General features: G+C 68.3%; 19 protein-coding genes. 9 read left to right on the top strand and 10 right to left on the bottom strand.

All coding sequences use genetic code 11. The features are described 5' to 3' along the window. Positions 1-76: 76 nt before the first annotated feature. Positions 77-1558 (bottom strand): NAD(P)/FAD-dependent oxidoreductase, encoded by a 1482-nt coding sequence (locus tag QAD21_RS17605; RefSeq protein ID WP_280359903.1) that lies wholly within the window; start codon positions 1556-1558, stop codon positions 77-79. 118 nt (positions 1559-1676) lie between these two features. On the opposite strand from QAD21_RS17605, the gene QAD21_RS17610 reads away from it, so the two are divergent. Next, positions 1677-2894, top strand: a complete 1218-nt coding sequence (locus QAD21_RS17610; RefSeq protein ID WP_280359904.1) for an MFS transporter — start codon at positions 1677-1679, stop codon at positions 2892-2894. Here QAD21_RS17610 and malQ read toward each other — a convergent pair. From malQ to QAD21_RS17640, 6 genes are all read right to left on the bottom strand, one after another. Continuing rightward, a complete protein-coding gene (malQ, locus tag QAD21_RS17615; RefSeq protein ID WP_280361779.1) occupies positions 2866-4998 on the bottom strand; it encodes a 4-alpha-glucanotransferase in 2133 nt (710 codons plus the stop codon). The two genes, QAD21_RS17610 and malQ, sit on opposite strands and share 29 nt — an antisense overlap. A 79-nt stretch (positions 4999-5077) precedes the next feature. After that, the gene (locus tag QAD21_RS17620) at positions 5078-6481 is read right to left on the bottom strand and encodes an FAD-binding oxidoreductase (protein ID WP_137810412.1); all 1404 of its coding nucleotides are present in this window, start codon (positions 6479-6481) and stop codon (positions 5078-5080) included. After that, positions 6462-7115 (bottom strand): SDR family oxidoreductase, encoded by a 654-nt coding sequence (locus QAD21_RS17625; protein WP_165629752.1) that lies wholly within the window; start codon positions 7113-7115, stop codon positions 6462-6464. The genes QAD21_RS17620 and QAD21_RS17625 overlap by 20 nt, the downstream gene beginning before the upstream one ends. Positions 7116-7265: 150 nt before the next feature. Further along, complete coding sequence (locus QAD21_RS17630; protein WP_058251910.1) at positions 7266-7535, bottom strand: GlsB/YeaQ/YmgE family stress response membrane protein; 270 nt, start codon at positions 7533-7535, stop codon at positions 7266-7268. Between the two features lie 183 nt (positions 7536-7718). Continuing rightward, entirely contained in the window at positions 7719-8162 is a 444-nt protein-coding gene (locus tag QAD21_RS17635) for a lipoprotein LpqH (protein WP_058251911.1), read from the bottom strand. Between the two features lie 56 nt (positions 8163-8218). After that, the gene (locus tag QAD21_RS17640; protein ID WP_058251912.1) at positions 8219-9169 is read right to left on the bottom strand and encodes a ParA family protein; all 951 of its coding nucleotides are present in this window, start codon (positions 9167-9169) and stop codon (positions 8219-8221) included. Positions 9170-9543: 374 nt separating this feature from the next. Here QAD21_RS17640 and QAD21_RS17645 point away from each other — a divergent pair, with 374 nt between their 5' ends. The 4 genes from QAD21_RS17645 (at position 9544) to QAD21_RS17660 (ending at position 13713) form a co-directional block, all read left to right on the top strand. Then, positions 9544-10185, top strand: coding sequence for a hypothetical protein (locus QAD21_RS17645; protein ID WP_058252017.1), 642 nt, complete (start codon positions 9544-9546; stop codon positions 10183-10185). An 84-nt stretch (positions 10186-10269) separates the two neighbouring features. Further along, complete coding sequence (locus tag QAD21_RS17650; RefSeq protein ID WP_280359907.1) at positions 10270-12105, top strand: hypothetical protein; 1836 nt, start codon at positions 10270-10272, stop codon at positions 12103-12105. Continuing rightward, complete coding sequence (locus QAD21_RS17655; protein WP_068971501.1) at positions 12102-12392, top strand: hypothetical protein; 291 nt, start codon at positions 12102-12104, stop codon at positions 12390-12392. The genes QAD21_RS17650 and QAD21_RS17655 overlap by 4 nt, the downstream gene beginning before the upstream one ends. Beyond that, entirely contained in the window at positions 12367-13713 is a 1347-nt protein-coding gene (locus tag QAD21_RS17660) for a hypothetical protein (RefSeq protein WP_280359908.1), read from the top strand. The genes QAD21_RS17655 and QAD21_RS17660 overlap by 26 nt, the downstream gene beginning before the upstream one ends. A gap of 7 nt (positions 13714-13720) precedes the next feature. On the opposite strand, the gene QAD21_RS17665 is transcribed toward QAD21_RS17660, so the two are convergent. Next, entirely contained in the window at positions 13721-13921 is a 201-nt protein-coding gene (locus QAD21_RS17665) for a hypothetical protein (protein WP_058251916.1), read from the bottom strand. 101 nt (positions 13922-14022) lie between these two features. Then, positions 14023-14496, bottom strand: coding sequence for an NUDIX domain-containing protein (locus QAD21_RS17670; protein WP_058251917.1), 474 nt, complete (start codon positions 14494-14496; stop codon positions 14023-14025). An 83-nt stretch (positions 14497-14579) separates the two neighbouring features. Here QAD21_RS17670 and QAD21_RS17675 point away from each other — a divergent pair, with 83 nt between their 5' ends. Both QAD21_RS17675 and QAD21_RS17680 read left to right on the top strand, forming a co-directional pair. Further along, the gene (locus tag QAD21_RS17675; RefSeq protein ID WP_280359910.1) at positions 14580-15776 is read left to right on the top strand and encodes a pyridoxal phosphate-dependent aminotransferase; all 1197 of its coding nucleotides are present in this window, start codon (positions 14580-14582) and stop codon (positions 15774-15776) included. Positions 15777-15790: 14 nt separating this feature from the next. Further along, positions 15791-16996, top strand: coding sequence for a serine hydrolase domain-containing protein (locus QAD21_RS17680; protein ID WP_137810409.1), 1206 nt, complete (start codon positions 15791-15793; stop codon positions 16994-16996). Between the two features lie 587 nt (positions 16997-17583). Here the strand turns inward: QAD21_RS17680 and QAD21_RS17685 are convergent. Then, positions 17584-18843, bottom strand: a complete 1260-nt coding sequence (locus tag QAD21_RS17685; RefSeq protein ID WP_137810408.1) for an HNH endonuclease signature motif containing protein — start codon at positions 18841-18843, stop codon at positions 17584-17586. Positions 18844-19414: 571 nt separating this feature from the next. Between QAD21_RS17685 and QAD21_RS17690 the strand changes: the two genes are divergently transcribed. Together QAD21_RS17690 and QAD21_RS17695 are read left to right on the top strand one after the other, a co-directional pair. Then, the gene (locus QAD21_RS17690; RefSeq protein WP_280359911.1) at positions 19415-20797 is read left to right on the top strand and encodes an FAD-binding oxidoreductase; all 1383 of its coding nucleotides are present in this window, start codon (positions 19415-19417) and stop codon (positions 20795-20797) included. Positions 20798-20829: 32 nt separating this feature from the next. Further along, positions 20830-22020, top strand: a complete 1191-nt coding sequence (locus QAD21_RS17695; protein WP_068970089.1) for a helix-turn-helix transcriptional regulator — start codon at positions 20830-20832, stop codon at positions 22018-22020. Positions 22021-22042: the final 22 nt, after the last annotated feature.

A 22042-nucleotide genomic window follows, 5' to 3' on the forward strand; every position in this document is an offset into this window, starting at 1 on the left:
CCTCAGGGAGCAAGGGGTGAGGGCGGGCCCTCCGCAAACTCCGGGCGCTCCTCAGGGAGCTGTCGGAGCGGAGCGCTCAGCTGAACTCGTAGTCGCGCAACGGGAACGAGTCCATCTCGCGGAGAGTTCGCAGCGTCGAGGCCGGGCGGAGCAGCGTCGCCTCGCCGTGCTGGTTGAAGTAGTAACTGCGTGACGTCGCGCAGTCCCCGTTGTAGAACACCGAGGACTGCAGACGATCGGTCACCTCGTCGAGGAAGGCGTCGTTGGCCTCCTCGGTCACCTCGAACGTCCGTTGCCCGCGGCGGCGCAGTTCTCCGAAGAGACGGGCGATGTGCTTCATCTGCCCCTCGATGGTCGTGAAGTACGACAGGCCGCTGTAGGAGTAGGGACTGTTCAGGGACAACAGGTTCGGGAACTTCGGAACGGTAACGCCCTCGTAGGCCTGGAAGCGGTTCTCGCGCCAGAACTCGCCGAGGTTGCGCCCGTCCCGGCCGACGATGTCGAAGGCCGGGAAGTTGGTGTCCCAGAGGTTGAACCCGGTGGCGAGGACGAGGGTGTCGATCTCGGTCCGGGTGCCGTCCGCGGCGAGGATCGCATCGGCTTCGAGGCGGGCGATGCCACTGGTCTGCAGGGTCACGTTCGGCCGGGCGAAGCTGGCGAAGTAGGTGTTGGAGAAGGTGGGGCGTTTGCAGCCGAAGTCGTAGTCCGGGGTGAGCTTCCGCCGTAGTTCCGGGTCGGCGATCTGGCGCCGCAGGTGCGCCTGGGCCAGTCGGGCGGCGAGTTTGTTGCCGGGCTTCACCTGCTTGTAGTGCAGGACGCCGAACACCATCAGCAGTTCGAGAGGCGACGAGTTCACCAGTCGCGCAGCACGCTGGGTGAGCGGGAACCGGCCGAACAGTTGCTGGACGAGCGGCGGGATCGCGAAGTCGATCTTGGGCACCACCCAGATCGCGGTGCGCTGGAAGACGGTCAGGGCCTCGGCGCGGGCGGCGATCTCGGGGATGAGCTGCACCGCGGTCGCGCCGGTACCGATCACGGCGACCTTCCTACCGGTGAAGTCGAACCCGTCCTGCCAGTCCGCGGTGTGCAGGATCGTGCCCGCGAAGTTCTTGATGCCCGGGAACTCCGGGACGTGCGGCTGGGACAGGAACCCGGTCGCGGTCACCAGATAACGCGCCGTGCGTTCGGTGCCGGATGCGGTGCGGACGCGCCACAGCTGCTCGTCGGGGTCCCAGGTCGCGGACTCGACGACCGTTCCGAATTCCATGTGCCGCTTGAGGTCGTACCTGTCGGCGACGTGGTGGGCGTAACGCTTCAGCTCTGCTCCGGGGGCGAACAGCCGGGACCAGTACGGGTTGGGCTCGAAGGAATAGGAGTAGGTGACCGACGCGATGTCGACGGCGAGTCCCGGGTAGTGGTTCACGTGCCACGTCCCGCCCAGGTCGTCCTCCCTCTCGAGGATCGCGATGTTGTCCAAGCCCTGTCGCTTCAGTTCGATCGCGGCACCCATCCCGCCGAAGCCGGCACCCACGATCACGACGTCGAGTTCTGGTTGCATCCGACACCCCCTCTTCGCTCACCCTGAATTACCGTTACCGACAGTTACCGTAACCCAGCACACAGCCGGGAGACCAGGGCCGAACCCTCCCGGACGCGGCGGTAGCGTGTCAGCTGCCATGTCTGACCGTTCGCATACCCCCGCCTCCCCTGCGCCGACCGGCGCATCCTTCGCCGCGGCGGTCTACGCCTTCGCCGTGATCATGCTGGGCACCACGCTGCCCACACCGCTCTACGCGATCTACGGCGAGGAACTCGGTTTCGGCGTGACCACCACGACCGTGATCTTCGCCGTGTACGCGGCCGGCGTCATCGCCGCGCTGATCGGCTTCGGACGCTGGTCCGACGTCATCGGCCGGCGCAAGATGTTCATCGCCGGCGCGATCCTGTCGGCGGTCAGCGCCGTCGTCTTCCTCACGGCGGGCCCGGTATGGCAGTTGCTGCTGGGCCGGGTGCTGTCGGGTCTGTCCGCGGGTATCTACGCCGGCGCCGCCACCACCGCGGTCATCGAACTGGCCCCCGCGTCGTGGCGGGGACGCGCTCCGGCCGTGGCGACCGCGGCCAACATCGGCGGCCTGGGGCTCGGACCGCTGATCGCCGGGCTTCTCGCGGAGTACGCCCCGTCCCCGCTGCACACCCCGTTCGTACTCGATCTGGCGCTACTGGTGCTGGTCTTCCTCGGCATCTGGCGGCTGCCCGAGACGGTCGAGGTCGTCCACGGCGCCCGGTTGAGCATCCAGCGACTGTCGGTCCCCGCCGACATCCGCGGCGTGTTCGTCCGGGCGTCGATCGCGGCCTTCGCGGGGTTCGCGGTGATGGGCACCTTCACCGGCGTGATGCCGTCCTTCGTCACGAACATCCTCGGCATCGACGACCACGCATTCACCGGTTTCCTGGTGTTCGTACTGTTCGCGTCCTCGGCGGTCACCCAGATCGTCGTGCGCCGGATGCCGACCGAACCGGCCCTGATCGCCGGCTGCGCCATCCTCATCCTCGGGACCGGCCTGTCGATCCTGGGACTGGTCGCCGCATCGACCCCGGCGTTGCTGGGCGGAGCGGTGATCTGCGGTGTGGGGCAGGGCATGTCGTTCAGCAAGGGACTGGCGTCGGTGGTCGCGGCGACCCCGGCGGGACGCAAGGCCGAGGTCACCTCGACCTACTTCGTCGTCGCCTACGTCGCGATCTCGATCCCGATCGTCGGCCAGGGAATCACCGCGCAGCACTGGGGTCTCCGGCCCGCCGGGATCGCCTTCAACATCGGGGTCGCCGTGCTGGCCCTCATCGCACTCGTACTGACCATCGTCTCGGTCAGGAACCTGGCACGCCCGACTCGTTGAGCACCGAGACGAGGCGGCGGAAGCGCACGCTGCTGACGAGGTCCTCGACGAGCACGACGTCGCCCTCCGAATTGGCCAGCGGGACACACCAGTTCGGGTACTGACTGCCGTCGGTACCCGGCTGGTTCTGGATTCGCCGCTCCCCCACCGCATCCACGAGGGCCACGCTCAGCAGTACCGACGGGCTGCGGGCGATCACCGCATACAACGCATCGACGACCTTCGGGTCGGTCAGCGGGGTGTCCCGGGACAGCAGGCCGCGTTCGTAGGCGAGTTCGAGGACGGCGTCGCGTTCACGTGCATCGCGCGCCCGCTCCGCGTCCTCCCCGGAGGCGAGCAGGCCCAGCCGCGATCGCAGCGTGATGTGGTCGCCCGCCAGATATCCCACGGTCGGCGGCAGATCGTGCGTCGTCACCGAGGTCAGACACAGCTCGCGGTAGTCCTCGGGCGGGGTCGCGGCGTCGGGCCCCTGTTCGAACCACAGGATCGACGTGCCGAGGATTCCGCGTTCGCGGAGTGAGTCCTGCACCGACGGTTCGAACACCCCGAGATCCTCGCCGACGACCACCGCGTCGGCGCGCTGCGCCTCGAGCGCCAGGATGCCGATCAGCGCCTCGCTGTCGTAGTGCACGTAGGTGCCCTGGGCCGGGCTGCTGCCGTCGGGTATCCACCAGAGCCGGAACAATCCCAGGATGTGGTCGACGCGCAGACCGCCCGCGTGTCGGAGGACGGTGCGGATCATGTCGCGGTAGGGCTCGTAACCGGCCTCCGCGAGGCGTCGTGGATGCCACGGCGGTTGGTCCCAGTCCTGGCCCTGCTGGTTGAAACCGTCGGGCGGCGCCCCCACCGTCGCACCGGAGGCGAGTACGTCACCGAGGGCCCATGCATCGGCGCTGTGCCGTGCGACCCCGACCGCGAGGTCGGCCATCACACCGATCTCCATGCCGGCCGATCGCGCCGCGTGCGCGGCGGTGGCCAGTTGGTCGTCGCAGATCCACTGCAGCCACATGTGGAAGTCGATGCGCCGGGCCATCTTCCGACGCTTCTTCTTCATGTACGCGGGGTCTGCGAACTTGCCCTGCCAGCGCGGGTCGTCGGCGTCGTACCGCTCGGCCAGCGCGCACCACGTCGCGAAACGCTTGAGGCCCTTCCCCTCCCGGCGCCGGAATGCGCGGTAGGCGTGCGCACGAGCCGGGGCGAGCGGGACGCCGTAGATGAGTTCGAGCGCTTCCAGCTTGGCGCGGAATGCCTTGTTGCGCCGGATCTTGTCGGTCGCGGTGTTCTCGTCGAGGAAGCTGCGCTTCAACGCCTTGACCCACTTGCGCTGCGACTTCGACAGCCCGTCCAGCTCGGGGATGTCGGTGATCCGGATGTAGAGCGGATTGACGAATCGTCTCGTCACCGGCAGGTACGGCGACGCCTCGATCGGCGCCTTCGGCTGGGCGGCGTGAAGTGGATTGACCTGGACGAAGTCGGCGCCGTACGCGCTGGCGGCCACCTCGCAGATCCCGGCGAGATCGGCGAAGTCGCCCACGCCCCACGAGTCAGCCGATCGGATCGAGTACAGCTGCGCGGCGAGTCCCCATCGCTTCCGGCCGATCAGCCGGTCGGCGGTGTGCAGTCGGCGCGGCGTCACGATCAGGGGTGCGCTCGAGGCCGATGAATCGTCGATATCGATCGCCTTGATCTGGTGATATCCGGTGGGGAGGTCGTCGGGCACCGCGAACGTCGCACGGCCGATCAGCACGCCGTCGACCTCGCGCGGCTCGACCCAGACATCGAGTTGGGGGGCCGCGACGTCGTCACCGGTTTCGCTGACCACCCACACCTTCACCAGGTGCCCGTGCGGAACATGCACGGCGAACGTGGCTCCCGAGCCCTCGGTCACGACGGTCACGGCCGGGACGAACTCACGCCACGGTTGTTCGTCGATCTCGCGAATCGAGTTCTCGATCTCCTCGGGCGAACCCGCGGGGACGTCGAGCGCCCGGAGCACCGCGACCAATGTGTCCTGGTCCACCTCGTGCCGCTCGTCACCCCAGCCGACATAGCTGGAAGCGACGCCGTAGCGATCCGCCAGTGCGGTCAACCCATCGAGGTTCACATCAGCCACCCGTGCATGATCGCAGGATTTCCGTGCGCCCGCCGCCCGCGCCGCCGGGTTCGGTCCACCGGTTCGGTCCTCACGGAAAGATCACCCCCGGGTTTAGGGTTCCCCGCGGGTCCAGCGCGTCCTTGATCGCGCGCATGGTCGCAAGGTCGGTGGCGTCGCGGCCGAGGTGCGTCCAGGCCGACTTCGCGCGGCCGATACCGTGCTCGGCACTGATGCTCCCGCCGTTGGCGGCCACGATCCCGAACACGTGGTCGGTGACCGCGCCGGCCTGCGCCGGCGGGACGTCGAGCAGGTTGACGTGGATGTTGCCGTCACCGACGTGTCCGAAAAGAATCGGCCGACAGGAAAATTCGTTTTCGTCACCCACACGGGACAGTTCGGCGAATGCCTCGGGCAGTGCCCGGATCGGAACCGAGATGTCGAGCTTGACGACCGGTGTCGCGCTCGACCGGGCGATGGCCTCGGTGTGGCCCTCGCGACCGGACCACAGGGCGCGAGCCGGCGCCGGCGCGAGCACGGCGTCGATGATCCCGGTGGCATCACCGAGGAGCTCGGCGGTCGCGGTCTCGATGTCCCCGGTCCCCGACGCCTCGAGAAGGACATAGAACGGTCCCGGCGTCGTCGGGCGCCGGTGCCCGTACTCGGCGACGAGCGCAACCCCGGCCTCGGTCATCAGTTCGGCGGCCTCGACGGTCAGTCCCGCCGCCGACGCGGCGCCGATCAGCCCGATGGCGTTCTCGACGCGCTCGATCGAGGCGACCGCGACGGTCGCGGCCGAGGGCGGCGCGACGAGTCGGAACAGGACCCGGGTGATCACCGCGAGGGTTCCCTCGCTACCGGCCAGGAGGGCTGGAAGGTCGTATCCCACATTGTCTTTGACGAGGGATGTCCACCGGCGGAGCACGCGGCCGTCGGCCAGGACGGCCTCGATCCCCGCGATCTGCGACCTCGCGTTGCCCCGCCGGATCATCCGCGTCCCACCGGCATTGGTCGACACGACCCCGCCCGCGGTCGCGCTCTGGCGGGAGGCGAGGTCGATACCGAACGACAGGCCGTGCGCCGCGGCGCGGAGGTCGATGGATTCGACGGTCGCGCCGGCCTGGGCGCCGACACAACGACCGACGGTGTCCACCTCGTCGATGTCGGTCATCCGCACCGTCGACAGCACGATCCAGCGCTCGCCGACGGCGGCGGCCGGTGGCACCGAGCCGCCGACGAGTCCGGTGTTGCCGCCCTGCGCGCAGACCCGGATGCCCGACCGGTCGCATTCGGTGAGCACGCGCGAGACCTCGTCGGTGGTGCGGGGCCGGACCACCGCCTCCGCCGCTCCGCGATACCGCCCGGTCCAGTCTGTCAGGAACCCTGCCGTGGCGTCCGGGTCGGTGAGGACATGCGCGTCGCCGACGATCGCGCGACAAGCCGCGATAACGGCGGCAAGAGGGGAATCCGGCTCCTCAGGACCGTGGGAAGGCATCGAGGATCGGGGTGTCGCCGTCGTTGAACTCGATCACCTCGTGCACCGCCGCCGGATGGTCGAGAACGGCCGCCGCGACCTGGGCGACGTTGTCCCGGCTGACCTGGTCACCCTCGACCCGGTCGCCGCCGAGCGTGATGCTGCCGGTGCCGTTCTCGTCGGTCAGCTTGCTGGGTCCGAGGATCGTCCAGTCGAGTTCCGTGGACTTCAGGTACGTGTCCGCAGCCGCCTTGGCCTCGGCGTAGGCGTGGAAAGAGTTGTCCTCGGGCACACCGTGATCGGGTCCGGCGCCGAAGTAGGACACCATCACGTACCTGCGGACTCCGGCCCGCACGGCGGCGTCCATGGACCGGATCGCGGCATCGCGGTCCACGGCGTACGTCCGCTTCGGATCGCCGCCGCCGGCCCCCGCGGTCCACACCACCGCGTCGTGGCCGGAGATCGCGGTGGCGATGCCGGTGGTGTCGAGGGTCTCGACGTCGGCGACCACGGGAACGGCCCCGGTGTCCGCGACGTCTTCGGCGTGTTCGGGATTGCGGATGATCGAGGTCACCTCGTCGCCGCGTTCCGACAGAATCCGCGCCAGCCGCAGCGCTATCTTGCCGTGTCCGCCGATGATCGCCACTCGAGTCACTGGATGCTCACTTTCGGTTGCTCACTTGTGCGGTCGCCACTCTCGTACCCAATCCAACGTACGCATATGCCCCGGACACGGCCCCGACGCGACTCCGCCCCGGCTCGACGTTCGATGCGAACGTCGAGCCGGGGCGGAGATTCTCTGCTGTCAGACGCGAGTTCGACGACCGCGCCCGGTCACCAGCTTCACGATGAACAGCAAGATGCATGCACCAACGAGGCAGGTCACGAACGTGAGGAAGATGCCACCACCCTCCACGTCAAACAACGCCTGCAACAACCAGCCGCCCAACAAGCCGCCAACGACGCCCACAACGATGTTGAGGATGATTCCCTGTTGTGCATCGGTTCCCATGATTTTGCTGGCGATCCAGCCGGCGAGCCCGCCGATCACAATCCATACGAGGATGGCCCACATGTCTGCTCCTAAAGGGTCGTCGTTGATCCGTTGTGCAAATCGTTAGAGATCGCGAAGACCTCTCGAATCGCTACAAATCGGAACGTACCCAGCCCGACAGAGCGCCAAACAGCGTCCGGGGAAAATGTGTACACATCGAGACCGGACCGGTCACCGGACCGAGACCAAGCGGCGGAACCGGGATCAGGGGCAGGTCACCTTGATCTCGTAGGACTTGGTCACGGGCTCGGTCGGATTGGCGGGATCGATCCCGGATGCGTCGCCGGTGACCGTGTAGGTGTCCCCGTCCTTGGTGACCTCGCCGCTGCCGCCGCCGGCACCCTTCTGATAGGCCAGCACCACACCGTCGAGCGAGCCCAGACCCACGGATTCCACCTCGGGCGAGTCACCCGACGTCAGGACGACGCCGATACCCGAGCCCCCACCCGATCCGATCCCGATGGTCACCTTGCCCGCGGCGTCGGTGCACCCGACCGTCTTGTCCGCCAGTTCCAGTTCCTGACCGTCGACGGTCACGGTGGCCTCCGCGTCGGTGCCACCCGACGCCGAGTCATCGGAACCGCACGCCGTGAGGGCGACGGCCAGTGCTGCGGCGCCGAGAACCGAGGTGATGTGCACTTTGCGCATGATGGGAGCTCCTGAGGAGTCGAACGAGGCGCCACCGGTCGGCGGCTGAGATGAACTTAGACGCCTGAGCTGCGGTTCGGCGTCGGTCGATCGAATGGGCCGCGGGAACTCGGAACCGCCCCCGAGAGTTCGGCCCGAGCGAGTTCGGCCCGAGCGAGTTTGGCGTCGGCCTCGACCATCACGGCGCGGGTCAGATCGCGGAACTGTTCGTAGTGGCCGTGGTAGCCGTACTTCGCATGCAGGCTCGGCCAGGTTGCGAAGTCGGCGGCGGCACCGATCGCATTGCCCTCGTGCAGGTAGGTCGGCAGGACGTTCTGGATCGAGGTGTCCCGTCTCAGTCGCCGCACCGTGTCCTGATGAAGCGTCGACGCCGCCCGGTACTTGGTGATCACCACCCCCAATTCGACGATTTCCCGCCCCAATTCGGTGCCGAAATCGGCGACCTGACGCTGGATGTGCGGAATCGCATATGTGGACAGGACATCCGGGATGGTCGGGATCAGATATGCGGCGGCCATCGCCAGCCCGTTGAGGCTGAACGGTCCGACGTTGGGCGGGCAGTCGACGAGGATGTAGTCGTATTGCCCGGCGATCGGGGCCAACGCGTTCGTCAGTACCTCCACGGCCGCCAGATGGTCGTCCGCAGCAACCCGGTGAGCACTGAGCTCCTCGGCCAGTTCGATGAGGTCCAGAGACGACGGCAGCAGGTCGATCCCGGTGAGCCCGGCCACGGTCGAGACATCGCGCTGCACGCTGCCCTCGAGGTCGAACGATTCCGTGCCGTCGAGCAGGTCGGTGAAGAGTGTCGCGACGGTGTGCCGCCGGGCGTTGCACGTCAGCCAGTGTTCCTGCCCGATCATCATCGTCGTCAGGTTGGTCTGGGCGTCCAGGTCGACGAGCAGCACCTTCTTGCCGAAGACGCCGGCGAGGAAGTCGGCGAGGCCTCCCGTGAGCGTGGTTTTCCCGACCCCGCCCTTGAGACTGATGGTCGCGATCACCGTCGGCATGGCGTCCCCGGTCTGTTCGGTCGCCCTGCTGTTCGGGCGTCCTGCGTCGCGAGTAGATTACCGAGCCGACGCGTAGGCCACCGGGTGTTCGGTGGCGCCGCGACGGCCGCCCGGCCTCTCGAACCTGCGAATCCGACGCCGAATGTCTTTTCCACCCTCATTCTGCGGGCATTACCCATATCTGTAAGAATGACCGGGTCGAGCATTGACCGGATATTTCTGTCGATTCGGTCGTGTGATTCAGAGTCAGGTGAGAACGACTTGACAATCGTTGACGAGAATCGAACGGGATGCGAAATCCCGCATATTTTCGACGACCGTGCGACTTGCTTTTTCCTGGTCGGTACTGAAAACCCATGTGGAAGGACACCCGTATGAGCAACCGAGTCCGGACAGCCACCGTCGGCCTGGCGGTGTGCGCCGCAGCGGCATTCGGAGCCGCCCTCGCGCCCGTCGCCACCGCAGCGCCGAGCGATGTGACCGCGACACCCTCGGTGTCCGGCAACAACGTCACCCTGACGGTGACGAACAACGCCGCGAAACGCATCGGCTGCGAGATCGTCGGCGTCCCGGCCGGCGGAGCCCCGACCAATGTCGTCTTCGGATACCAGACACCGGAGGAGCTCGGTGCGCTCATCTCCCCCGGCTCGTCGAAGTCGTTGCCGCTGCGAATCTCTCAGGGCACGCCGCCGACACCCAGTGGGACGACGACGATCCCGGACGGCACGTACGACATCTACTGGGGATGCACCACGATCACGCTGCCACCGGGCACCGGAGCAGCCGAAGAGTTCTGGGGCACCAACCCGCCGGTGACAGGGACGACCCCGACGGTCGCCGCGCCGCTGCGGGTGACCGTGCCGGGCGGGGCGGCAACGCCACCGGCCCCGGAATCGGAGGCCCCGGCGGCGCCCGGATTGCCGAGCATTCCGGGCCTGCCCGACATCCCCGGCCTCTCGGGGATCGAGCTGCCGGAGGAGATCTGCACGACGTCGTCGTGCGTCCCCGTCGGATGAGCTGAGCGGGCCGTTCACTGCGCGTGATCGCCGTTTTGCCCAATGCACTTCCAGGACCCGGGTGCGGTTGTGCATACTTCGACCATGTCAACAAGCGATGTCACGCGCGTCCATCTCGCCGCCGAAGGTGGTGGAGCGGCACTCGACCAGGTCTTCCTGATGTCGGCGGTGGCCGCCGTCGTGTCGGTCGGCCTGCTCTGGATCGGTTACCTGCACCGCACGCGCAAGATCACGTGGCTGACCACGCTGTCCGAATGGGCCGCCCGCCGGGTGAACCGCCCACCGTGGGCGGCGCTGCCGATCTTCCTGTTCACCAGCACGATCATCTGCGCGCTGTTCGGCTTCCTCTGGGACGTGAGCCTGCACATCGGCGACGGTCGCGACGAGGGGCCGCTGGCCAACCCGGCGCACTACTTCATCCTGGTCGGCCTGTTCCTGCTGTTCATCTCCGGGATGCTGTCGGTGTTCCTCCCCTTCGACAAGCCCGGCCGCTCGGCGATCCGGATCACGCGTCACTGGTACGCACCGGTGGGCGGAATCCTGCTGGCGGGCTGCGGTTTCTACGCACTGCTGGGGTTCCCGCTCGACGACGTCTGGCATCGGATCTTCGGCCAGGACGTCACCCTCTGGGGCCCGACCCACCTGCGGCTCATCGGCGGCGCGGGCCTGTCGCTCATCGCCGTCGTGATCCTCGATCGTGAGGGCCGGGCCGCCATGGGTCCCGACGCCCCGGACGACGGCCGGAGCCAGTGGCTCGTGCGCTGCCTGGCCTTCGGCGGGCTCGTGATCGGCATGTCGGTGTTCCAGATCGAGTACGACTTCGGCGTCGAGCAGTTCCGGCTCGTGCTGCAGCCGATGATGATCGCCGGGGCCGGGGCGTTCGCCCTCGTCGCCGCGCGGATCTGTCTCGGGCCGGGCGCCGCGCTCGTCGCGGCCGTCTTCGCGATCCTGCTGCGTGGTGTCGTCGCGGTCGTCGTGGGTCCGGCGCTGGGTGCGCCGATCAACGTCTTCCCGCTCTACCTGGGCGCGGCCGTGGTCATCGAACTGCTCGCGCTGACCCCGCTGCTCAAGCGCCGCGTGCTCTTCGGCGCGGTGGCCGGGCTCGGAGTCGCGACCCTCGGTCTCTGGATCGAGTCCTGGTGGATCGCCGCGGCCTACCCGTTCCCGTGGGTCACCGGCATGTGGGGCGAGGCGTTGGCGATGGCGATCCCCGTGGGCATCGCGGCCGGTGTGTGCGGCGGGCTGCTGGGTCTCGTCAGCGTCGGCGAGCGGCTCCCGACCCGTTGGGTCAGCATCACCGCGGTCGTGCTCTCCGTCCTGGTGATCGGCGGGGCCGTTGCCAACGGTCTACGGGTCTCGGTCCCCGCGGATGTCACCGCGCGCGTCGTCCTCACCCCGGCCGGGCCGAACGAGGCTGCCGACGAGAACGTGACGGCCGAGGTCTTCCTCGACCCGGCCGACGCGCTCAGCGACGACCCCGAGTGGGTCACGCTGATGTCGTGGCAGGGCGGGATCGACAATGACCGCGGCATCGTCATCGACCGGCTCGAGCGCGTCGGCCTCAACCACTTCCGGTCCACCGAACCGATGCCGGTGTCGGGATCATGGAAGACCATCCTGCGCGTACAGGACGGCACCACGATGGCGGGCGTGCCGGTGTATCTGCCGGCCGACCCGGCGATCGGCGCGGAGGGCGAGCCGGCTCAGCTGACGTCGACGAAACCGTTCGTCGCGGAGATATCGATCCTGCAGCGCGAGCGGACCTTCGACTACCCGTCGTGGCTGTTCGGCGCCGCCTCCCTGGTGGTGCTCGTGTGTTCGCTGCTGCTCATCGCGGCGCTGTCGTGGGGAGCCGGCCGGGTGAACGCCCGGGAGGCGACATCGGGCGCGCGGGAGCCTGAACTCCAGCCGCAGCCGTGATCGCTCTCGCTGCCGACCCCGGCGTCCACCATCTGGCGACGCATCCGCTGGTGCTGGCGCTGCCGGCCGTGATCCCCGCGTTCCTGGTGGTGGGCGTCATCGTCGCGATCGCGATCATCGACCGTCGACGCGGGGACGACGAGGACGACGAGGACGACGAGGACGACGCGGCAGGCCGCCCAGGCGAGGCCGGCCGCACTGCCGCCGAGCCGGCAGGCGGCGATCCCGATCCCACCGATCCCCCGACCAGAGACGAGGCCGATGACCCCGCCCGCGAGGCCGACTGACGTTCTGCTCGCCCACGGACTGGGTGGTTCGGAGTACCTGCCCGTCCCGCTGACCGCGGTGTTGATCGGCGGCGCCTGGGCGCTGACCATCTCGTTCGCGGTCATCGCGTTCGCTTGGCGCACACCACGATTCGGTCGGCCGGACGCCGGCCGAGAGCTACCGAGATGGGTGACGGCGACCGTCGACAACCGCTGGGTGCGCGGCGTGATCAGCGGCGCCGCAGTGGTTCTCACCGCATGGCTGATCGTGGCCGCCGTCGGCCCCGACGACGAGAACCCCCTACCGGGCGCGTTCTATGTGCTGCTCTGGGTCGGCATGACCGTGCTGTCGGTACTCCTCGGACCGGTGTGGCGACTGCTGTCCCCGGTCCGCACCCTGCTGCGGGCCGCCCGAGGTGTCGGCGGCCCGCGGGTCGTCGGCCTGCGGGAGTATCCGCGTCGGCTGGGCTGGTGGCCCGCGGCGTTGGGCCTGTTCGCTTTCGTCTGGCTCGAATTGGCGTCGCCCGACCCGAGTTCGGTGGCGTCGGTGCGGATCTGGCTTCTCTGCTACCTGGTCATCACCCTCGTCGGTGGCGTGGTCTTCGGGTTGCGGTGGACCGTGGACGCCGACCCGTTCGCGGTGTACAGCACCGTGGCCTCGCGCCTGTCCCCGTTCGCGCGCAACAGCGCCGGCCGGGTGATCCTCCGCAGTCCGATGAACTCGCTGCCCACGCTCCCGGTGCTCCCGGGTACCGTCACCGTTCTCGCGATCCTGCTCGGCTCCACCGCTTTCGACAGCTTTTCGGCGATCGCGTTCTGGCAGGACCTCGTCGCCGACGGTGCCGGTGACAGCCGGGCGGCCGCCACCGTGTACTCGACCGCCGGCCTGTTGGTGTTCATCGGCGTCGTCGTGGTGACCTTCTGGACGGCCGCCCGCGCGGTCGGCGGTGTGCAACCCGACCTTCGGCGCCGCCTCCCCGGCCTGATGGCGCACTCGCTGGTCCCGATCGTGATCGGTTACATCCTCGCCCACTACCTGCAGTCACTCGTCGAACAGGGACAAGAAGCCGTCCTCGCGCTCGGCGATCCGCTGGGGAGGGGATGGAATGTGCTGTGGCTCAGCGATGCTCATCCGGTGTACGTGATGAGTGACCACCCGACGGTCACGGTGACCCTGAAGGTGGCGTTCGTACTCGGCGGCCATCTGTTGGGGGTGGCCGCGGCGCACGACGCATCGTTGCGTCTCCTGCCCCGCCGGCACCAGCTGACCGGGCAGCTCACCATGATGGTGCTGATGGTCTTCTACACGTTCCTCGGGCTCTGGATGCTGTTCGGCGGGTGATGCCCGGTCAGTAGGTGGTCGGGGGCGTGTTCTTCTTGTTCGAACGGAACAGCATGTAGCCGCCGTAGAGGGCGAGTGCGACGAGGGCGATCCAGAAGAGTCCCTCGAGTAGCGGGCCGAGGACGGCCAGTGCGATCAGCGCGACCGCGATGATGCCCAGAACCTTCCAGAAGGTCATGCCGGTGGTGTTGTTCGTCGATGTGGTCATGAGCCCAGTCTGCGCCCGCCGAAGCCGGAAAGCGATGCTCGGCGGCACTTCTGGGGCGAACTTCAGGGACTTCCCTGAGGGACCCCCTACCGCTGGAACCCCTACCGTCGGAACCACGCCTCGGCGTTGCCGGCCAGCGCCTTCTCGATCCGCAGTGCCGACGTGTCGGTCAGGTCGGACGGCAATGCGTCGGGCGCGAACCACGCGACGTCGGAGTTCTCGTCGTCGGCGGCCCGGGGATCGCCGTCGACGTGGCGCGCGAGGAAGCAGACGTCGAGATAGCGGGTCCGGTCGCCGTTCGGGTAGGTGATCAGCGGCGTGACGTCGATGCTGGTCAGTCGGATGATTTCGGCGCTGACATCGGTTTCTTCGCGGACCTCGCGCAGGGCCGCCCGCGCCGGCTCCTCTCCCGGTTCGAGGACGCCGGACACGACGGCCCACTGTCCGTTGTCGACGCGGCGCGTGAGGAGCACCCGCCCGGCGTCGTCGCAGACGACGACGCTGACGCCGGACAACCAGAGTTCGCGGGTACCGACCTGGGCACGCAGATCGCGGATGAATTCGGGAATGGGCACCCCCACATCCTGCCTGCCGGTGCGCGTCGCCGCCGGAGAGGTGGGGTCGGGTGCCAGATATCCCGACGCGCACAATGTCACCCATGAGGATCTCCCGACGTGCCGAAGGGATCGCCCCGTTCCAGGCGATGGAGTTCGCGAAGCGCGCCGCCGAACTCGAGGCGGCTGGTCATTCCGTCGTCAAGCTGAACATCGGCGAACCCGATTTCGGGGCACCGCCGGCGGTCCTCGCCGCCGCCCGCGAGGCGACCAGCCGTCCCCTCGCCTACACCGGTGCCCTCGGCCTCCCGGAGTTGCGCGAGGCGATCGCAGACTTCTACGGCCACCATTTCGGGGCGTCGGTGGATCCCGCGCGGGTGGCGGTCACCGCCGGCGCGTCGGCGGCACTCCTGATGGCCTGCGCGGCGTTGATCGACCCGGGCGACGAGGTCCTCATCGGCGACCCGTCCTATCCGTGCAACCGCCAGTTCGCGCACGCCTTCGGCGCACAGGTCCGGCTCCTGCCGACCAGCCCCGCCAACCGGTTCCAGCTCACCGCCGCCGAAGTCGACGACGCGTGGACGGACGCGACCCGCGGCGTCATCGTGGCGACCCCGTCGAACCCGACCGGCACCTCGATGCCGTATGAGGAACTCGTGACCATGTGCGAGCTCGCGGCGGCCCGGGACGGCTGGTCGATCGTCGACGAGATCTACCTCGGGCTGTCCGACCCCGGACCGGACGGTCGGCCGCCGCGCAGCATCCTGGCCGCCGACTCGCCGGGCGTCGCGGAGACGGTCGTGATCAACAGCTTCTCCAAGTACTTCGGGATGACGGGTTGGCGGCTGGGATGGTGCATCGTGCCCGCGGAACTCGTGGGGGTGCTGGAGCGGCTGGCGCAGAACTTCTACGTGTGCCCGCCCACGCCGTCGCAATACGCGGCGCTGGCCTGCTTCACGCCGGATTCCCTGGCGGTGGCCGAACAGAACCGTCGTGAGTTCGCGCGACGCCGGCAACTCGTCGTGGACGGGCTCGCGGACATCGGACTCGACGTGCCGGTCATCCCCGACGGCGCGTTCTACGTCTACCTCGACGTCGGCTCCACGGGCCTGACGTCGGCCGAGTTCTGCGACCGGGCGCTCGCCGAAGCCCATGTCGCCCTGACCCCGGGCCACGACTTCGGGGTCGCGGGCGCGGACCGGTACGTCCGTCTGTCCTACGCCGCATCCACCGACGACCTCACCCTCGCCATCGACCGACTCCGGACGTTCGTCGGGGCCGGTCACGTTCCACTTCGATGAGGAGAGACCATTCCATGACCTCTGCGGGACCAGTCCGATCCGAACGCCTCGCCAAGGAGGTGACCCCGATCCTGACCGCCCGGACCGAGGGCGCGCCGCGGGTGCCGGGGGTGGTCGCGGGCGTCACGACCGACGAGGAGACGGTCTTCCTCGGTGCCGCGGGGGTGCGTGCGCTCGACGACGAGCAGCCGATGACCGTCGACTCCGTCTTCGCTCTGTTCTCGGCGACGAAGGCGGTGACCGCGACGGTCGCGTTGCAGCTCGTCGAGGAGGGCGCCTTGGACCTGCACGCACCGGCCCGCACTTACGTCCCGGCGCTCGGCGAGCTGCAGGTGATCGAGGGCTTCGACGACGACGGGCGGCCGCGCCTGCGGCCACCCGCCTCCGATGTCACGACCCACCAATTGCTCACGCACACCGCCGGTTTCGGTTACGACTTCTTCAACGAGACCTACCGTCGACTGACCGCGGACCACGGTGTGCCCGCCGTCGCCACGGCCACGAGGGCCTCGTTGCGAACCCCGCTGCTGTTCGATCCCGGCACGGAGTGGGAGTACGGCTCCGGGGTGGACTGGGCCGGCCAGGTCATCGAGGCCGTCACCGGACGCCGTCTCCGCGAGGTGATGGACGAGCGGGTCCTCGACCCACTCGGCATGTCCGACACCGGATTTGCGCTGTCCGACGGCGCCCGGCGTCGGCGAGCGGTCCTGCACATGCGCAAGCGGGGCGAGCTCGTCCCCAACCACCGCTGGGAACAGCCTGCCGATCCCGAGATCGACATGGGCGGGCAGGGCCTCTGGTCCACCGTCCCCGACTATCTGACCTTCCTGCGAATGTGGTTGCGCGAAGGCCGCTCCGACCGCGGTCAACAGATCCTGCGCCCGGAGACCGTCACCACGGCGTTGCGCAACCAGATCGGCGATCTCGCGGTGCGACGGCTGCCCGGAGTGATCCCGCCGCTGAGCCACGATGTCGAATTCGATCCGGGGACACCGAAATCCTGGTCGTATCCGTTCATGGTGAACGACACCGACACCCCCACCGGCCGCAAGGCGGGTTCGCAGTCGTGGGCCGGGCTGGCCAACCTCTACTACTGGATCGATCCCCACACCCGGATCGGCGGCTTCTGGGCCACCCAGATCTTCCCCTTCGTCGACCCCGCATCGATCGACGGGTACCGCGACTTCGAGGCGGCGACGTACCGAGCGTTGGCGGACTGACCTACGGCGCGTTCGTCATCAGGCAACGCCGAGCAGTACCCAGTTGCTCTGCCCGGTGAGATCGCGAAAGCACCGACCCGGTAACGGCATTACGCAGAGATCGCTACCTCACAACGCCGCCGACGACCATGCCGTCGTCGACCACTCCTGTCCGGTGCACTCCAGTCCGTTGCACTCCGAGATCCCCACCGATGAACGCGAGGGTGTAGATGTAGGCGATCGGCGGGGGCACTGGCTGATCTGTCGTACCGGTCTCACCCCATCCATGGTGGCGGGCGCCCGCTGCTCGACCGTCGCGGTCGAGCGGTTCAACCGCGCCCCGGCCCGTCGCAGTGCTCCCTCATCGGTGGTCGACGACGGACTCAGCCAGGGCACGCCCCGAAAGTTCCGCGGAGTGTGGCTCGAGGGCGCGATTGCTGCCGAACGGGGGCGTTGCGTGTTCGTCCGACACCCCGTTCCCGCGACGGTGATCCGCTGCGGTAACGGAGTACGGAGGGGCAGCACTGTGGAGTTGTCAAGGGACGGACGCGGTCCCGGGTACGGTCCGGGTGCAGAAGGTGCTACGCGAAAGTGTGACGGAGGGCCGGTCAGGCGGCGTCGTCGAGTCGCATGGTGCGTCGGTTGTAAGCGGGTAGTGGTCGACGTTGCGGGTCGATGATCGCGGGTGGGACGAGCCAGGGATGACGGTCGAATCCCATCACGATGTCCCAGCCATGGTGGTGGACCTGGGTGTGGCAGCGTTGGCAGAGCAGGCAGCCGTTGTCGAGGTCGGTGGCGCCGCCGTCTGCCCACGACTTGATGTGATGCACCTGCGTATGAGACGGCGGCGCACCACATTTGATGCAGCAGGTGTCGCGGACGATGATTGCTCTGCGGAGGTGTGCCGGATACAAGCGGTGGGTGTGGCCCATCTGCAGCGGCACGCCCTCACGGTCGAGGATGATCTCGGTCAGGGATCCGTCGCAGGAGACCTGTTTCGCCGTCACTTGGCTGACCGATCCGGTCCACGGCAGCGTCGCCAGGTCTCCGGTCGCGGGGATCGTCAGCATCAACTGGGTGCGTGGGCTTCCGACGGTGTCGATGCTCGCGCCGATCGCGGCTTGGTCGAGGATCAGTTCGAAGGCGTCGGCGCGGCGTTGCTCGGCGGTGCGACGGTCCTCGGCGCCGTCGGGTTCGGGCCGTGGGCAGGACCGTTCGTCGATCATAGCCAGGAACTTCTCACCCACGACCTGGGTGAGGTCGGCGCGGACTTCGACGCGGCCGTCGTCGGTGGTGTGCGCGTTCACCGAGTTCAAGCGTGCATCGTCCGACGCTGGGGTTCCGGCGTCAGAGGCGTCGGCGAGGGCGTTGCTGATGGCGTGAGCATGCTTGAGCACTTCGGTCGGCGTAGCACCGGATAGTGCTTGGGCGATGAGTTCGATCTCATACCGGGAGCGTTCTCCCTCGGAAAGAGCGTCACCACACCGTTTTTCGATCTCGTTCATGCCGCGGACGATGGCATCGACGACCTCGCCGGACAGCCGCCCGTCAGCGGCATGACGAGACAGCGCAGGCAACCCCGGCAACGCATCGACGCTTCGCATGGTGCGGTGCGCGGCGGCCGGTGCGTGGCCTGACTCGATCAGCAGTTTCTTGGTGGTGCTACCGGCCTCCTGTGCGACACCGAGTTCGTCGAGTTGCGCTGCGTGCGCGACGATCTGATGATCGGCAAGGTTGCGGATCAGGCGCCACGTGTCGAGGGCGTCGAATGTTGCTCTGCCCGTCGGGTCGTCGGTGGGTGGGGTGGTCTCGATGAGTTGATCGAGGAGCGTGGTGAGCTCTGGCATGACTCCAAGGTACCGGAACATTCGTTCGACTACGAGGAGTTTCCACAGGCTCAGAAATCTCGAAACTGTCGACTGTGCAGCGTTTTTCGTCGAGTGTGCGTCGATTCGCGTTGATTGTGCGTGAATCGTTGACAGAGGTGAACTTCAGTCACATCTGTTACGGATTCTGGGTGAAAAGTTGCGAGTCTGAAGTGGACTGAAGATCCCGCGAACTCGCTCCCCCGGGGCGCATCCGCAACCCGCCGGGCGTGTGGGGCTGGGTCCGCAGGGGTTGTGCAGCGGCGTCGGGTCACCAAGTGGCTTCGACTCGGCGCCTCGACCTCGACGCGCTCCTTCGTCGCTTGCTCGGCCCGGCGGCTCCGCTCGGTGCCGGCTCAACCAGCGGGGGTCGGGTCGACTGACGCCCCCCCAGACTTCTGGGACGCACACGAACCCAGAACTCTGGCACGAGCATTTCCCGCGTTCGAGGGATGGCGGGAACAAAAGGGCGTCGGCCACTCTGAGTCCCATGGAGCTGCCGAGTCCGGCGGCCCACCACAGCAGCACCGACGCTCGAACCCGTTCATCCCCAGATCATTACGAAGGAAGCATCGTGTCCATCACCTCCGAACCCATCGACTTCACCGACTTCGACGCCCTGCTCTCCGCGGTCAGCGGTCCCGTTCTGACCCCGGCCGACGAGGGCTACACCGCCGAACTGACCGGCTTCAACCTCGCGGCGATACCCGCCGCTGACGTGGTCGTCGGGGCGACGAACGCTGCCGACGTCGCCGCCGCCGTGCGATATGCCTGCTCGAACGGGATGCGGGTCGGTGCGCGGGCGACCGGGCACGGATCGCCGATCGAGGGGCGCGGCACGGTCGTCGTCACCACGTCCCGGATGGCGGGGGTGAGTGTCGATCCGGTGACCAGGACCGCGCGCGTCGAAGCCGGTGCGCGGTGGCGCGATGTGGTCGCCGCGACCGCTCCGCACGGCCTCACCGGGCTCGTCGGCTCGTCGTCGTCGGTGGGTGTCGTCGGGTACACACTCGGCGGCGGGCTGAGTCCGTTGGGTCGTCAGTTCGGTTATGCCGCCGATCATGTCCGGTCGATCGAACTCGTCACCGCCGATGGTCTCGTCCGCACGGTCGACGCATCCGCGGGTTCGGACCTGTTCTGGGCACTGCTCGGCGGACGGGACGGCTTCGGCATCGTCACCGCGCTCGAGTTCGAGCTCTTCGATCTGCCCACGGTCTATGGCGGCGGGATCTTCTTCGCCGGCTCGGCGGCCGCCGACGTCCTGCACGCCTGGCGCGAATGGGCGCCCTCCCTGCCCGAGGAGGCCGGGACCTCGGTGGCGATCCTCCGCCTCCCGCCGGACCCCAACCTGCCCCCGCCCCTGCAGGGTCAGCTCGCCGTGCACGTCCGCTACACCCACACCGGGGACCCGGCCACCGCCGCCGCGTTGCTCGCACCGATGCGGTCGGCGGGTCCGATCCTCCTGGAGAACATCGACGTCCTCCCGACGGCTGCGCTCGACGCGGTACATATGGACCCGCCCGGGCCGATGCCGAGCGCCGAACGCGGCTGCGTACTCGCCGATTTTCCGGCATCTGCCGTGGATGCCCTGCTCGCGGTAGCCGGGCCGCAGGTCGCGAGCCCGCTGGCCATCGTCGAGGTCCGTCTCCTGGGTGGCCGGTTGCGGTCGCCGCAGCGCGTACCCAACGCCGTCGTGGGACGCGATGGCGCGTTCTCCGTCCTCGCCATCGGCGTACCCGCCGGCCCGCTGGGCGAACAGGTCGGTGAGCATCTCGCGGCCGTCACCGACGCGGTGGCCGCCCACTCCTGTGGAGCGCTGCTCAACTTCTCCGGGCGGACGGCAACCGAACGCGACGCGCTGTGGTCGACCGACCAGCGGACGCGCCTCGAGACCATCCGACGACGCCACGATCCGGCCGGTGTCCTCCGTCCGGGGGACCCCACTATTGTGGGATAGACATCCGTGCAGCTCATGCCCACAATTGTCGAATGACATCGAGTCTGACCGCCGAGCGTGTGCGCCGCGACATCGAGGTCGTGGCCCACGCCGGCCTCGGTCTCGACGACTTCTTCGCCGAGACCGTCGCCTCCCTGAGCCGCGCGGTGCCCGTCGACGCGGTCTGCATCGGCACCTTCGATCCCAACACCGTCCTGCTCACCAGCGCCCGCAAGTACGGATCACTGCTCGGCGAGGATCACCGGGACCCGGACTGGGGTCTCCTCGAATACGGGCAGGTCGAGCCGACGGCCTACCGCGAGATGGTGGCCGCCAAACGCGATGCGGTCGGACTCAACCTCCTCAACCGGGGCGCCACCGAACGGTCCAATCGGATGTCGCAGTTGATGATTCCCGAATACTGCTTCCACGACGAGGCCCGCTTGGTGCTGCGTGACGGGGACCGGGCGTGGGCCGGGATCGCGATGTTCCGCAGCGGGGCCGGATGCCGGCCCTTCGACGCCGACGAGATCGACTTCCTGGGTTCGCTGTCGCGCACTCTCGCCTACGGCGTGCGCGTGGGGTTGCTGAGCAGTGTGGTCGCCGGCGGGGCGAGTGCCGCCGCCCCGGCCGCCGTCGACGCGCCGAGTCCGCCACCGCCGACCGGCCACGGCCCGGCGGTGCTGATCATCGACCGCAGCAACGAGATCGTGCAGATGAGCGCAGGCAGCCAGGAGCGCATCGCCGACCTCGCGTCCGGTCCGAACGGCGCGGCGGTGATGAACCCGATCTACGGCCTGATCGGAGCCGCACGCCGTTACGGCTCGGGTGAGTCCTCCGTCCCGCCGCGCCTCCGGGTGCGCGGGGCGTCGGGCATGTGGCTCGTCATCCACGCGTCGCCGCTGTCGTCGGCCGACGGCCGGGTCGGCGAGGTCGTGGTGACCATCGAGGAGGCCCGCCCGCCCGAGATCATCCCGCTGGTCGTCGAGGCGTTCGGGCTCACGGCCCGTGAACGCGACGTCACCCAGATGGTGCTGCAGAGCGTGGCCACCAAGGACATCGCCACCGCCCTGCACGTTTCCGCCTACACCGTGCAGGACCACCTCAAATCGATCTTCGACAAGGCCGGCGTCCGCAGCCGGCGCGAGCTGATCGCGCGAATCTACTTCGACCAGTACGCCCAGCGTCTCAACGATCCGCTGCTTCCGTCCGGGTCGTTCGCCACCCCCGACACCGAGCTCTAGCAGCTCCTCCCCCGTACCCGCC

The sequence above is a fragment of the Gordonia sp. SMJS1 genome, assembly GCF_029866425.1.
GTDB lineage: Bacteria > Actinomycetota > Actinomycetes > Mycobacteriales > Mycobacteriaceae > Gordonia > Gordonia hongkongensis.